Source organism: Streptomyces angustmyceticus (assembly GCF_019933235.1).
GTDB lineage: Bacteria > Actinomycetota > Actinomycetes > Streptomycetales > Streptomycetaceae > Streptomyces > Streptomyces angustmyceticus.
This window is the reverse complement of sequence record NZ_CP082945.1, coordinates 3,244,326-3,257,721: the sequence shown is the minus strand read 5'-3', so window position 1 is coordinate 3,257,721 and position 13,396 is coordinate 3,244,326. Positions and strand designations below refer to the sequence as shown.

The 13,396-nt window shown below is 73.4% G+C and carries 9 protein-coding genes and 1 pseudogene; 7 read left to right on the top strand and 3 right to left on the bottom strand.

Translation table 11 applies throughout. The features are described 5' to 3' along the window. Positions 1–46 precede the first annotated feature (46 nt). Both guaA and K7396_RS14545 read left to right on the top strand, forming a co-directional pair. The gene (gene guaA, locus K7396_RS14550; protein WP_086718408.1) at positions 47–1,633 is read left to right on the top strand and encodes a glutamine-hydrolyzing GMP synthase; all 1,587 of its coding nucleotides are present in this window, start codon (positions 47–49) and stop codon (positions 1,631–1,633) included. A 227-nt stretch (positions 1,634–1,860) separates the two neighbouring features. Beyond that, positions 1,861–2,652: pseudogene (locus K7396_RS14545) on the top strand (class II aldolase/adducin family protein); the annotation flags it as partial. Between the two features lie 112 nt (positions 2,653–2,764). Here K7396_RS14545 and K7396_RS14540 read toward each other — a convergent pair. After that, positions 2,765–3,523, bottom strand: a complete 759-nt coding sequence (locus K7396_RS14540; RefSeq protein ID WP_086718410.1) for a bestrophin-like domain — start codon at positions 3,521–3,523, stop codon at positions 2,765–2,767. A gap of 1,235 nt (positions 3,524–4,758) precedes the next feature. On the opposite strand from K7396_RS14540, the gene K7396_RS14535 reads away from it, so the two are divergent. Further along, complete coding sequence (locus tag K7396_RS14535; RefSeq protein WP_152104707.1) at positions 4,759–6,036, top strand: hypothetical protein; 1,278 nt, start codon at positions 4,759–4,761, stop codon at positions 6,034–6,036. Between the two features lie 350 nt (positions 6,037–6,386). Beyond that, a complete protein-coding gene (locus K7396_RS14530; RefSeq protein ID WP_152104706.1) occupies positions 6,387–6,929 on the top strand; it encodes a TQO small subunit DoxD in 543 nt (180 codons plus the stop codon). A 329-nt stretch (positions 6,930–7,258) separates the two neighbouring features. Here K7396_RS14530 and K7396_RS14525 read toward each other — a convergent pair whose 3' ends face one another. Both K7396_RS14525 and K7396_RS14520 read right to left on the bottom strand, forming a co-directional pair. Then, positions 7,259–7,489, bottom strand: coding sequence for a hypothetical protein (locus tag K7396_RS14525; RefSeq protein WP_152104705.1), 231 nt, complete (start codon positions 7,487–7,489; stop codon positions 7,259–7,261). Then, the gene (locus K7396_RS14520) at positions 7,486–9,036 is read right to left on the bottom strand and encodes a PspC domain-containing protein (protein WP_152104704.1); all 1,551 of its coding nucleotides are present in this window, start codon (positions 9,034–9,036) and stop codon (positions 7,486–7,488) included. Before K7396_RS14520 ends, K7396_RS14525 begins: the two co-directional genes overlap by 4 nt. Before the next feature lie 332 nt (positions 9,037–9,368). Between K7396_RS14520 and K7396_RS14515 the strand changes: the two genes are divergently transcribed. The 3 genes from K7396_RS14515 (at position 9,369) to K7396_RS14505 (ending at position 13,298) form a co-directional block, all read left to right on the top strand. Continuing rightward, positions 9,369–11,114: a serine/threonine-protein kinase gene (locus tag K7396_RS14515; RefSeq protein ID WP_233476811.1), complete on the top strand. Its 1,746-nt coding sequence runs from the start codon at positions 9,369–9,371 to the stop codon at positions 11,112–11,114. Positions 11,115–11,187: 73 nt separating this feature from the next. Further along, positions 11,188–12,480 carry an ATP-binding protein gene (locus K7396_RS14510; RefSeq protein ID WP_086720671.1) on the top strand — a complete coding sequence of 431 codons (1,293 nt, stop codon included), beginning with the start codon at positions 11,188–11,190 and terminating at the stop codon, positions 12,478–12,480. 89 nt (positions 12,481–12,569) lie between these two features. Then, a complete protein-coding gene (locus tag K7396_RS14505) occupies positions 12,570–13,298 on the top strand; it encodes a LuxR C-terminal-related transcriptional regulator (protein WP_086720672.1) in 729 nt (242 codons plus the stop codon). Positions 13,299–13,396: the final 98 nt, after the last annotated feature.

Here is a 13,396-nt window from a genome sequence, read left to right as displayed (position 1 = left end):
AATCGAAAGTCCAACCCCTGCTCCACACCGCCGGAAGGCCGCCGAAGTGCCATCAGCGCCCCCTGCCGCTGCCCCGGACGTCGTCCTCGTAGTCGACTTCGGCGCGCAGTACGCCCAGCTCATCGCCCGCCGAGTCCGTGAGGCCCGGGTCTACAGCGAGATCGTGCCGTCCACCATGCCGGTGGCGGAGATGCTCGCGAAGAACCCGAAGGCGATCATCCTCTCCGGCGGCCCCTCGTCGGTCTACGCCGACGGCGCCCCCCGCCTGGACCGCTCGCTGTTCGAGGCCGGTGTCCCGGTCTTCGGCATGTGCTACGGCTTCCAGCTCATGGCGACCGCCCTCGGCGGCACCGTCGACAACACCGGAGCCCGGGAGTACGGCCGCACCCCGCTGACCGTCTCCCGCCCCGGATCCACCCTCTTCGAGGGCACCCCCGCCGAGCAGTCGGTGTGGATGTCCCACGGCGACGCCTGCTCCGCCGCCCCCGAGGGCTTCACGGTCACCGCGTCCACGGACGTGGTGCCCGTCGCCGCCTTCGAGAACGACGAGAAGAAGCTCTACGGCGTCCAGTACCACCCCGAGGTCATGCACTCCACGCACGGCCAGCAGGTCCTGGAGCACTTCCTCTACCGCGGCGCGGGCATCGAGCCCAGCTGGACCACCACCAGCGTGGTCGAGGAGCAGGTCGCCGCGATCCGTGCCCAGGTCGGCACCAAGCGCGCCATCTGCGCGCTGTCCGGCGGCGTGGACTCCTCGGTGGCCGCCGCCATCGTGCAGAAGGCCATCGGCGACCAGCTGACCTGCGTCTACGTCGACCACGGCCTCCAGCGCAAGGGCGAGTCCGAGCAGGTCGAGAAGGACTTCGTGGCCGCCACCGGCGTCCAGCTGAAGGTCGTCGACGCCGAGGAGCGCTTCCTGACCGCGCTGGCCGGGGTCAGCGACCCCGAGCAGAAGCGGAAGATCATCGGGCGCGAGTTCATCCGCGTCTTCGAGCAGGCCCAGGCCGAGCTGGTCGCCGAGGCCGGCGCCGAGGGCGAGGAAGTCGCCTTCCTGGTCCAGGGCACGCTCTACCCGGACATCGTCGAGTCCGGCGGCGGCACGGGCACCGCCAACATCAAGTCGCACCACAACGTCGGCGGACTCCCCGACGACATCGAGTTCCAGCTCGTCGAGCCGCTGCGCCAGCTGTTCAAGGACGAGGTCCGGATGGTCGGCTCGGAGCTCGGCCTGCCGGACGAGATCGTCCACCGCCAGCCGTTCCCCGGCCCCGGCCTGGGCATCCGCATCGTCGGCGAGGTCACCAAGGAGCGCCTGGACCTGCTGCGCGAGGCCGACGCCATCGCCCGCGAGGAGCTGACCGCGGCCGGCCTGGACCGCGAGATCTGGCAGTGCCCCGTGGTCCTGCTCGCCGACGTCCGCTCGGTCGGCGTCCAGGGCGACGGCCGCACCTACGGCCACCCGATCGTGCTGCGCCCGGTGTCCTCCGAGGACGCGATGACCGCGGACTGGACCCGGATGCCGTACGACGTGCTGGCGCGGATCTCGACCCGCATCACCAACGAGGTCGCCGACGTCAACCGCGTCGTCCTCGATGTCACGAGCAAGCCGCCGGGCACCATCGAGTGGGAGTGATCCCGCCCGCGGGGTGATCCCGTTCGCCGGGTGATCCCGCCCGTCGCGGGGGAGCGACCCCGTGCGACCGCTTGAGGAAGCCGCCGTCCGGACCGACCGGGCGGCGGCTTCGTCGTGTCCGCGTCCCGCGGGCCGGGGCATTCCCCTCGTCCCCGGCCCTGGTTACCTGCGGTAGTGGAAGGTAGCTTCCGCATCGAGCATCAAGAGCCGTACGTGCCAGGAGGAGAGCCGCGATGCCCGAGCCGACCCCCATACCCACCGACCAGCTGCAGTTCGCGATGCCGCCGACGCATCAGACCGTGGAGGCCGAGCGGCGCCATCGCAAGGAACGCCTGGTCGCGGCGCTGCGCCTCTTCGGGCACCACGGCTTCGAGGAGGGCGTCGCGGGCCACATCACCGCCCGCGACCCGGAGTTCCCGCACTGCTTCTGGGTCAACCCCTTCGGGATGTCGTTCCGGCACATCATGGTCAGCGACCTGCTGCTGGTGAACGCGGAGGGCAAGGTCGTCGAGGGCCGCTACCACGTCAACCAGGCGGCGTTCGCCATCCACGCCCAGGTCCACCGGGCCCGTCCCGACGTCGTCGCGGCGGCCCACAGCCACTCCACGTACGGCAGGGCGCTCGCCGCGCTGGGCGAGCTGCTGGACCCGATCACCCAGGACGTCTGCGCGTTCTACGAGGACCACGCGCTCTTCGACGACTACACGGGCGTGGTGGTGGACGAGGCGGAGGGCCGGCGGATCGCCGCCGCCCTCGGCCCGCACAAGGCCGTGATCCTGCGCAACCACGGCCTGCTGACGGTCGGCGACTCGGTGGACGCGGCGGCGTGGTGGTTCCTGACGATGGAACGCTCCTGCCAGGTCCAGCTCACCGCCAAGGCCGCCGGCAAGCCGGTCCTGATCGACCACCAGGACGCCGTCCGCACCCGCGAACAGCTGGGCAACGACCTGGTGGCCTGGATCAACTACCAGCCGCTGTACCAGCAGATCGCCCGCAGCGAGCCGGATCTCTTCGGCTAGGGGGCGCGCCTCTGGGCGTACCGGACGGCACCTTCCGGGCGTGCCGGGGGCGGCATCCCTTGGCCGGCCGGGGCCCGGGGACGGATGGCCGTTCCCCGGTCCCCGGCGCGTCTCACGGATGCGGGAACAGGTCGACGAACGGTGCGGCGGTCGCGGCGATGCCCCGGCTGAAGGGCGCGTCGAAGTCCCAGACCAGGAACAGCAGAAAGGCGATCAACGCGCTGAACAGCCCGGCCATCAGCAACTCCCGCCCCGAGCGCCGGATCTGCAGGGTGAACATGACGCCGACCGAGATCGCGCCACCGATGATCAGCCCGAACCACACCACGCCCGGCAGCGTCGAATCGGCCGCGTCCGCACGGGCGGAGCGGGCGCCGTCGGCCACCGCGACCTGGTCGACGAGGGGCTGGTAGGACTGCCCCTCGAAGTCGTTGCGCGGGTGGTAGTCGGTGACGTCCGCCCGGACCTTCGTCAGCAGCGTTGTGCCGCGGTCGGTCAACTCGCCCTTCTCGGCCATGACCGGCCACTCCTTGTGCACGACGTAGGACACGTACGCGTCGACGTCCGAGCGGATGCGGTCCCGCACCGGCGCGGGGTAGGCCCGCGCCCGCGCGCTGACCTCGTGCAGCGCCTGGGCCTCGGTCCGTACGGTGTCCTCGGCCGCGCTCCTGGCCTCCCACACACCGGCGATGGCCAGGCCCAGCACGATCGCGTACACCACCCCCACCATCATCGTCAGGTACTCGATCACATCGGGTGTCTCGGTCGGGTCGTCGTCCTCACTGATCCGGCGCTCCTTGAGGACGGTGATGGTCAGGACGACGCCACAGGCGACGACCATGGCGAGAGTCAGCACCAGCCATTGCGACATGGGACCTCCTACGAGGAACGGCGCCCGGCGGAACCGGACGAGGAGCTCGAACGGGGACGGAGGGCGGCGCCGGCCAGCACGGCCGGCGCGGTGATCAGCAAGGTCGTGGTCACCACGGAGCGCCCGGCGCGCGGTTTGTGGGACACCGGCGCGTAGCTGCGGGGCAGGACGGGCGGAGGCGACGGACGGCGGACGGAGGGCGTGGGCCTGGGCCTGGGCTTCGGCTCGGGCGGCGGCGCCGCGGGGCGGATATGGGGAGTTGGGGACGGCGGTGGCGGTGGGGGCGGTGGGGGTGGTGGTGTCGGCTTGGGCCTGGGGGCGGGTGGTGGCGGTGGTGGTGGCGGTGCGGGCTTCGGGCTCCGTGGGGGAGGAGCCGGTGTGCGGGACGGCGGGGGTTTCTTGCCGGTGCAGGGGAAGTGCCAGTGGCGGGGCATGGGGAAGCCCGTCGGCACGTCCACCGGGGGCGCGGTACCCGCGTAGGCGCAGTTGTCGCCGTCCGGCGTACGGCGGTACCGGTCCTGGGCGGTCGCCGACGGCACGCCGACGAGCAGCGCGGCCGCCCCGCTCAGCAGCAGGAAGGCGACGGCCGCCAGAATCCCGGCCCCCAGGCGCCGGAGGACGGTGCGGGGACGCGGGGGAGGTGGGGAATGCAGGGGACGGGGGCGGCGCCGGGCCGCGGGGTGTTGAGGGGGCCGGGCCGCCGGATGGGCTCTGTTGCGTTCATGAGGGCCGTCGAGTGCGTAGGTCCTGTTGCGTTCATGGGGTCCGTCGAGCGCATGGCGTCCGCCGGGTTCGTGGCGTCCGCCGGGTTCGTGGCATCCGGGCGGTTGCGTACGGCTGTCCGGGGCCGATGGTTCGTCCAGGTCAACGCGGTGATGGCAGGCGAGAGTCCGGTGTATTTGGCACACGGCGGGAGCTTGCGCAGCGCGCGGGGCGCTCAGCCGTCGCCGTGCCCCGGTTCGCCCGAATAGGGGAAACGCCGGGACTTCCTGGTCGGGGGCCGGTCAGATGTGCGGAACCCTGCGTACATCGGTGCGTATCCAGTGGGGCGCGTGTGACGGCCGTGGCTGCCGCTTCGCGTACGTCAACGCGCCGATGCGCCCACCACCCGCCGCCAGCAGGACGTTTGATATCCGCCCCGGCCGGTTGGGGCACAATTCGCCTCTGTACCCAACAAGTTGGCGGCGAGCGGCGGCGGGGCGGTAACGGACGTGTCGGTTGAGGCGACGGGCAGGATGGCCGGAGCGGGCGAGCCGGGGGACGGCGCGGAGCGCGCCGCCGGCGGCGAGTGCCGGTGCGGACAGTGCCCGCACGGGGCGCGTGCGGGGCACCGGGAGGCGGTCGCCGCGTTCATAGCGCTGCGCGAGGACTTCGCCGCCGGGCACGGGGTGCCGGCCGGACTCGCCCGTTCCGCCGGCGCGGCCCGGCAGTGGGTCTCCGACGAGCTGACGCTGTCCGCCCGGGAGGTGGCCAAGCGGGGCGCCGCCGAGGGAACCACCTGGCTGACGTCCGTACGCAAGCGCACCCTGCTGGTCGTCTGGGGCGCGGTGATCGCGCTGCTGCTCGGGCAGGCGCTGACCGCCCTCGGCGGCGGCTGGACGGTGACCCGTACGGCGGGGCTGCTCGCGGCCGTCGTGCTCGCGCTGCTGCTGACGGCGACCGCTTGGTGGCACCGCGCGCACGGCGGGGTGCTGGCGCCGCTGATCGGTGAGGACGGGCGGCTGTCCACCTCGCGGACGGTGGCGACGGGCTGGGCGGCCGCGGTGCTCTACATCGTGCTGACGACGGTCGTGCAGCTGGCGGCGACCGCCGCGCCGGACGAGCGGAGCGCCCTGCTCCGGGACCTGGAACTCGCCCGCTCCGGCTCCCTGCTGGCGGTGCTCGCCATCGGGTGCGGGGTGGCCGTGGTGGCGTACGGGCTGGTGTCGGCGCGGGTGCGGTCGGGGCGGCTGCAGAAGGTTCCCGCCGGGCGGCCGCGGGCCGCCGACCTGCTGGCGGACGACGCGGGCCGGGGCAGCCTCCTGGACGTGCAGTACGTCCTGGTGAACGCGTCCGTGCTGGTGTACGCCCTGGTGCGGCTGGCCGGGCAGCCGGGGCATGTGCCGCAACTGCCCTGGGGCCTGGTGGTGCTCCTGGCGCTCTCCGGGGCGACCTCCCTGTGGGGGAAGGCCGTGGTGGGCGGACGGCCGGTGATCCTCTCGGTCGTCCGCTCCCGAGAGCTGGGCGACCTCGCCGCGCCGGTCCGTACCGGCGATGACATCGAGATCCGCGGCGCCGGCTTCGTCCCGCCGGGCGCCGGGTCCCCCGACGGGCTCGCCCGGACCGTGGTGCGGATCGGCGATGTCCATGTCCCCGTCCCCCTGGTGCCGGTGGCCGGCGGCTTCGCCAACCCCACGGACGGGGTGCTGACCGTGCCGGTGCCGGTCGACGTCGAGCCGGGCCGGGTCACGGTCCGGGTGATCACCGCGGCGGGTGTGGAGTCGAACGGCTACCCCGTCGACGTCCTGGACTGAGGGCGGCGCCCGGCGGGGCGGGAACGCGGTGGCCGGGAGGGTGGCGGTCGGGAGTGTGGGCGCGGTGGTCGGGGGAGGGGGCTCCGGCCGGGATCGTGCGGCGCGGTGGCCGGGAGGTGCGGCGCGGTGATCGGGAGGTGCGGGCGGCGGGCTCGGGGCGAGGGGCTGTGGGCAGGGCGCCGGAGGCTTCGGGCGTCGTCGGCCGCCGCCGCGTGACGAAAGTGTGTGCCCCCGCCGCCGGAAGTGCGTCGCTTCGTTGAACCTCTCGCGCACGTGCGTACGTATCTCCCCAGGAGGCGTGGCCGGGGGCACAATCGTCTGCGCCCGGAGGCAACGGAGAGGCGGACGTCATGGTTCACGCGAATCGCACGATCGGTGCCGAACTGGGAGGGGTGGCCGTCGAGGGCTCCGCCGGGGCGCGGGGCCGACTGGGGCGTCATGCGCTGCTCCCGTTGCGGCTGTTCCTGGGCGCCACGTTCCTCTACGCCGGCATCGACAAGCTGCTGGACCCGGCGTTCCTGGCACCCAGCGGCTCCGGGTCGATCGGCGACATGCTGCGCCAGGTCCACGACACGGCGGCGCTGCCCCAGCTCGTGGACCTCGCGCAGAAGAGCCCGGTGGGCTTCGGCTATGCGATCGCGGCCGGTGAACTGGCAGTGGGCCTCGGGACGCTCGTGGGACTGCTGGGGCGGCTGGCGGCCCTGGGCGGTGCACTGATCTCGCTGTCGCTGTGGCTCACCGTGAGCTGGGCGACCACGCCGTACTACTACGGCAACGACCTCGCCTACCTGATGGCCTGGGTCCCGCTCATCCTGGCCGGCACCCCGATGCTGTCCCTCGACGCGGCCTGGTCACACCGCCGCAGGCGCCACGGGACCCAGCTGTTCGGCTAGAGGCGACCGTCCGGCCGGCGGCAGCCGTTCGGACGGACCTGGCTGGTGGGCTGGGCGCGGCTGTTCGGACGGGCGCGGCTGTTCGGTTGGGGGCGGGTTTCCCTTCGGCTGGGGGCAGGCTGCCTTTGGCATTTCCTGGGCGGCACTTTCTGGGCGTGGCACCTCCTGGGTGGGCACGGCACCTCTTGGGTGGGCACGGCACCTCTTGGATGTGGCGGCCCCGGGCTCCTTCCCGCCTCGTCGGTCCTGCCGCTCAGGAGCGCGCCGGGACAGGCGTCAAGGGCGGCGACGTCGGGCCGTGTCGGTGCGTCCGGGCTCGTCCCGGCGCGTCAGGTGTGGGGCGCGGGCGGCGGTTCGGTGGGCGGCGGTGTGTCGCGGCGGGTCGTGGCACGGATGGCGGCGGTGAGGCCCGAGAGGAGCAGGCCGGCGGGCAGGGCGAGGAAGAGCCAGAGGCCGGGGGCGTGCCAGTGGCCGAGGGCGTCGAGGCCGTAGCCCGTGCCGAGGGTGAGGGCGGTGAGGCCCGAGATCAGGCGGGCCGGTTCGAAGCGGTGGCGCTTCACTCGGGGGCTCCCTCGGGGGTCGGGGCGGTCGGCAGCGCGGGCGCCGCCGGGCCGGGTGTCGGTGGGGTGGGGGTCGCCGCGTCGGGTATCTCCGGTGTGGGCGTGGCCGGGTCGGGCGCCGCGGGGGTGGGGGTGGAGGCGGCGGGCGTCGTGGGGGCGGAGGACGGTGTCGGGCGCTCGATGGCGACCTGGCCCGCGCCGATGTGGAGGTCGAGCACCAGCGAGCCGCGTGGTTTCTCGCCCTTCTTGAGGCCGTCGGCGGGCAGCGTGAGGGTCCTCTCGCCGCCCGCCGAGAGGTTGACGTCGTGCGGCGATTCGCCGGGCAGTTGGACGTCGCCGAGGCCGAGCGAGATGTGCAGGCGGGTGGTGACACCGCGTGGCAGCGTCACCTGGAGGCGGCCGAAGCCCACTTCGGCGCTGGTGTGGACCGTATGGCCGCCCTTGAGGGGAAGGCCGGAGAGGTCCAGCGTCCCTTCTCCGGAGCCGACCTCGTAATGCGGCCGGACGGCGGCCAGGGTGGTGGGGGACCAGGTGTTCTTCCGCCAGTCGGTGGTGAGGTTGTCGGGCACCGCCGTCGCGCCCGCCAGCAGCAGGGCCGTCAGCACCACCATGAAGACCGTGCCGCCGCCGGTCCGTCCGCACCAGGCGCTGAGTACGAGTCCCAGGCCGAAGACGACCAGTGCGGCCGCCAGTCCTGCCTGGAGGGAGGGGACGAAGCCCTCCTGGTGGAACACGGTCGAGGCGGTGGCGCCGCCGGCGAGCAGGGCGAGGAGGAACGTCCAGCCGCCGATCGGGTGGCCACTGCGGCGAGTTGCCCGGGGCGAGAGGGCGGAGGGGGCGCCCTCCGGGGACGGGCCGGGCGGGCCGCCGGCGTCGGACCGGGCGCGGGGCCGGCCGTCCGCCGGCGCACCCGCGCCGTGCTCGTGGCGGTAGGTGATGTCCAGCGGGAGCGGGGTGTTGTCGGGCCCCCACAGATAGGGCGGACCGCCCTTGGAGTGCTGGTTGCGCCACCAGGACGGGCCGGTCGGCACCGGGGGTGCCGTGGTCTCGGGCGGGGCGTCGGCGACGGCCTGGGCGGTGGCGGCGTCCACCGACTCCGGCCCCTTGGCCTCGACTTCCCGGCGCCGCCGCGACCAGTACGCGGAACCGGCCGCCGCCAGCGTCAGCATGATGGCGAACGACAGCATGCTGCCCTTGGCGAGGGTCGTCAGGAACAGCCCGCAGCCGACGAGCGCGAAGAGCAGGGCCGTCAGCGCGGAGCCCTCGACGCGGCCGGAGAGCAGCCTGCGGGCCTCGTTCTCGTCCTCGCCGTCGAGGGGGATGAGCAGCCAGGCGAAGCCGTAGGCGATGAGGCCGAGGCCGCCGACGGAGAGCACGGCGAGCACGATCCGGAAGATCACCGGGTCGAGATCCCACTGGCGGCCGAGCCCGCCGCACACGCCGCCGATCACCTTGTGGCGCCGGCTGCGGCGCAGCGGGGCGTGCGGCGCGGGGGTGTCGGCGGGGCCGGCGGGTGCCGGCTCCTCGCCGGGGGCTGCATCGTTCATGGACCCATGGTGACCTGGGCCGGGGAGGTGGGGCATCCGTGGAAACCCTGGCAGATCCCTGAGATTTTCCGCCGGCGGCCCCGAGATGCCCCAGGGGGGTCCCGAAACCCCTCGTGGCTTCGCATATGCCCCGGCGCCTCCGGCTCGCGCACGAACACCTGCGCGGGCGCGCGGTGGGGGGAGGGCTTTCCGCCGGCCGGGGCGACTATCGTTGCGCCCTGGATACGTACGGGTTTCCGGAGGGGCGTGCGGTGACGGAGGCGGCGTCGGTGGACGAGGGGCGACTGGTCGCCGGGCGGTATCGCCTGGTTGAGCGGATAGGCCAGGGCGGTATGGGCACCGTCTGGCGTGCCCGGGACGAAGTCCTTGGGCGCCAGGTCGCGATCAAGCGTTTGCATGTGGCGCCGCATCTGGACGCGGACGAACTGGCGAGGCGTTATGAGCGCACCACCCGCGAGGCGCAGGCCGCGGCGCGCATCAACCACCCCAATGTGGTGGGGGTGCACGACGTCGTGGACGACGCCGGGATGCCGTGCATCGTGATGGAGTACGTCCCCTCGACGACCCTCGGGGACCTCATCAAGGAAGCGGCCCGGCAGGACAGTTCGGTTCCCCCGCGGGAGGCCGCCCGGATCGGACGCGGCATGGTGGCGGCGCTGCGTGCCGCGCACTCCGCCGGTGTGCTGCACCGTGACGTCAAGCCCGGCAACGTACTGCTCGGCGAGGACGGCCGGGTGGTGCTCACCGACTTCGGCATCGCGGTCGCCAGCGGCACCTCCACGCTCACCAAGACGGGCGAACTGGTCGGCTCCATCGACTACTTGGCGCCCGAGCGGGTCAGGAGCGGCAGCCCCGGTCCCGCCTCCGACCTGTGGGCGCTGGGTGCGACGCTCTATCAGGCGGTGGAGGGGAAGCCCCCGTTCCGCAAGGACACCGCGGTCGAGACGGCGTACGCGATCGCCATGGACCCGCTGGAGGCGCCGCGCAACGCCGGTTCGCTGAGCCCGCTGATCGAGGCGCTGCTCGCCAAGGAGCCGACCGACCGCCCGACGGCCGAGGTCGTCGAGCAGGCCCTGCGGGCCGTCGAGGCCGAGGCGGAAACGGCGCTGCTCGGCTGGCCGACGCTGGCTCTGGGCACGATCGGCCGCGGGGACAAGGAAGCGACCGGGACGGGCGGCCAGACCGGGCAGACGGAGGCGCCGACCCGTGCGGTGCCGCACGCCAACGGGACGGCGACCGCGTCGGGCCGCACCTGGACGGGCACCGGGACCGGGACCGGCGCCGGGAGTTCCGCGGGCACGGACTCCGACACGGGCTCGGGAACGGGCACGGGTACGGGCATCGGCGCCGCCGAGACCGGTCCCCTGTCCCTCGCGGACACGGCCGGCGGCGGCACGGCCGCGGGGGACCGTACGGAGACGCAGGCAGGGACCATGTCCCGTGGGCGGCGTGTGGTGCGGGTCCTGGTCTGGAGCGCCGCCGGGATGCTGTTCGCCGGCGGCGGTGCCGGCGCGGCCTGGTACCTGATGCACCAGGATGCCGACGGCGTGTCCCAGCAGGCCTCCGGCAAGGGCGCCCCGGTTCCCAACCGCCCCGCCAGCAGCATCGGACCGCCACCGGCGCTCCCCGACGGCTACCACAAGGTCACGGAGGCCGGGGTGGGGGTGACCCTTCCGGTGCCCGACGGCTGGACGCGGAAGGTCGAGGACGGCGGCCGGCAGATCGTCTATGCCTCCGAGCCCGAGCGCGCCCGGCTGACCCTGAGTGCTCTGGACTTCTCCTCGCCCGATCAGGTGGAGCACTTCAAGGCTGTAGAGGTGGCTTTCAAGAAGCTCTACCCCGTCTACAAGCAGTTGCGGATGCAGCCCACGACCTTCCAGGGCGACCCCGCCGCGATCTGGGAATTCACCTTCGGAGGCCGGGCCCGCACGTTCCGGGGGATCGACCTCGGTTTCGGTCGTGAGGGCGCGAAGGAGTACGCGCTCTATGTCTCCGCTCCGGAAGCCGACTGGGCCAAGTTCGAGAAGGTCTTCGCGGTGGTGAAGGACGGCTTCCGCCGCACCGACCCGAAGAGCTGACCCGAAACGTCAGGGATGTATTCAGGGTCGCCCCTGATGTCCCGGGCCCCGGCGTCGTGTGACGATCGGGGGCATGACCACCGCTCCGCGCCGCGCCGAGACGACCTATGCCCCGGCGCCGGACCCTGACGAGCCGCCCGTGCGCAAGCTGTACCGCAGCGCCGACGGGCGGATGCTCGGCGGTGTCGCGCGCGGTCTGGCGGGGCATCTGGGGCTGCCGGTCTCCTGGGTGCGGATCGTGTTCGTCGCCCTGTTCCTGGCCGACGGGATGGGCGCGCTGCTGTACGCCGCGTTCTGGTTCTTCGTTCCGCTCGGCGTCGGGGGAGTGGACCACCGGCACCCCGCCGCGGCCGGCGGCAAGCGGCTGCGGCGGCACAAGCCCGACAAGGGCCAGGTCTTCGCGCTGATCGCGCTGCTCATCGGCGCCGCGGTCGTCGCCTCCAGATTCCAGGTGGGCCAGGCCAGGGGCTACGTCTGGCCGGTGCTGCTGATCGGCGCCGGTGTCGCGCTGGTGTGGCGCCAGGCCGACAACTCCCGCCGTGCGCAGTGGCTGGAGCTCGGCCGCCGCAAGGGCGTGCTGCCGGTGCTGCGCGGCGCGGCCGGTGTGCTGCTGGTCGGCGTCGGGGTGACCGGCATCGTCGTGCTGCAGGGGTCGGTGCGCCATCTCGGCTCGGTGCTGCAGGCCACGCTGGCCGTCGTCGTCGGCATCGCGCTGCTGGCGGGCCCGTACCTCGTGCGGATCACCCAGGACCTCTCCGAGGAACGGCTGATGCGCATCCGCGCCCAGGAGCGCGCCGAAGTGGCCGCCCATGTCCATGACTCCGTGCTGCACACCCTCACCCTGATCCAGCGCAACGCCGAGGACCCCAGGGAGGTGGCACGGCTGGCCCGCGCCCAGGAGCGGGAGTTGCGCGCCTGGCTCTACAAACCCGAGGGCCGCGGCAAGGACGAGGACGAGGAACCGGCCACCCTCGCCGAGGCGGTCCGCGCCGCCGCGGCCGAGGTGGAGGACCACCACGGCGTCCCCATCGAGGTCGTGGTCGTCGGCGACTGCCCGCTGGACGAGGCGCTGGGCGCCCAGATGCAGGCCGCGCGCGAGGCGATGGTCAACGCCGCCAAGTACGGTGGCGAGGGCGGCGCGGTGCAGGTGTACGCCGAGGTCGAGGGCCGTACGGTCTTCGTCTCGGTGCGCGACCGCGGCCCCGGGTTCGACCTGGACGCGGTCCCCGAGGACCGGATGGGCGTACGGGAGTCCATCATCGGCCGCATGGAGCGCAACGGCGGTACGGCCCGGCTGCGTTCCGCCCCCGAGGGCGGCACGGTCGTCGAGCTGGAGATGGAACGCCCGGCGGAGAGCGGCACCTGACCGGGCCGGGCGGGCGACGGCCGGTGGCGGCACCGCGGGCGGGAGCACGGGATGATGACGGGGCAGACACCGAGGGACGGGCGGAAGAGATGAGCAGCGAGGGCGCACAGCAGGACCGGGCCGGCGACGAAGCGGCCGGCGGCGGGACGGCCGGGGGCCGGACCGTACGGGTCGTGCTGGTCGACGACCACCGGATGTTCCGTACGGGCGTCCAGGCCGAGATCGGCGAGACCGCGCGCACCGGCGTCGAGGTGGTCGGGGAGGCGGCCGACGTCGACCAGGCGCTCACGGTCATCACGGCCACCCGCCCCGAGGTCGTCCTGCTGGACGTCCATCTCCCCGGGGGCGGCGGTGTCGAGGTGCTGCGCCGCAGCGCCGCGATGATGGGCGACACGGAGCGCCCGGTCCGCTTCCTGGCGCTCTCCGTCTCGGACGCGGCCGAGGACGTCATCGGGGTCATCCGCGGCGGCGCCCGCGGCTATGTCACCAAGACCATCACCGGCACGGACCTGGTGAACGCGGTCTTCCGGGTCGCCGACGGCGACGCGGTGTTCTCCCCGCGGCTGGCCGGCTTCGTGCTGGACGCCTTCGCCTCGACGGACGCCCCGCCGGTCGACGAGGACCTGGACCGCCTCACCCAGCGCGAGCGCGAGGTGCTGCGGCTGATCGCCCGCGGCTACGCGTACAAGGAGGTCGCCAAGCAGCTGTTCATCTCCGTGAAGACCGTGGAGTCCCACGTCTCCGCGGTGCTGCGCAAGCTCCAGCTCTCCAACCGCCATGAGCTGACCCGCTGGGCCGCCGCCCGGCGGCTGGTCTGACCTGCGAGGGCCGTCCGGCGGCCGGATGAGGCGGCCGCCGCGGGGCGGAACGTAAAGAACGGCTGAAGACGGGCAACCAGGACCACGCGGATCACCAT

Bases quoted from the DNA above. Each gene is read 5' to 3' on its own strand.
- K7396_RS14530 (WP_152104706.1), top strand. From the start codon at position 6,387: ATGGTTCACGCGAATCGCACGATCGGTGCCGAACTGGGAGGGGTGGCC.
- K7396_RS14510 (WP_086720671.1), top strand. From the start codon at position 11,188: ATGACCACCGCTCCGCGCCGCGCCGAGACGACCTATGCCCCGGCGCCG.
- K7396_RS14520 (WP_152104704.1), bottom strand. From the start codon at position 9,036: ATGAACGATGCAGCCCCCGGCGAGGAGCCGGCACCCGCCGGCCCCGCC.
- K7396_RS14515 (WP_233476811.1), top strand. From the start codon at position 9,369: ATGGGCACCGTCTGGCGTGCCCGGGACGAAGTCCTTGGGCGCCAGGTC.
- K7396_RS14535 (WP_152104707.1), top strand. From the start codon at position 4,759: ATGGCCGGAGCGGGCGAGCCGGGGGACGGCGCGGAGCGCGCCGCCGGC.
- K7396_RS14540 (WP_086718410.1), bottom strand. From the start codon at position 3,523: ATGTCGCAATGGCTGGTGCTGACTCTCGCCATGGTCGTCGCCTGTGGC.
- K7396_RS14505 (WP_086720672.1), top strand. From the start codon at position 12,570: ATGAGCAGCGAGGGCGCACAGCAGGACCGGGCCGGCGACGAAGCGGCC.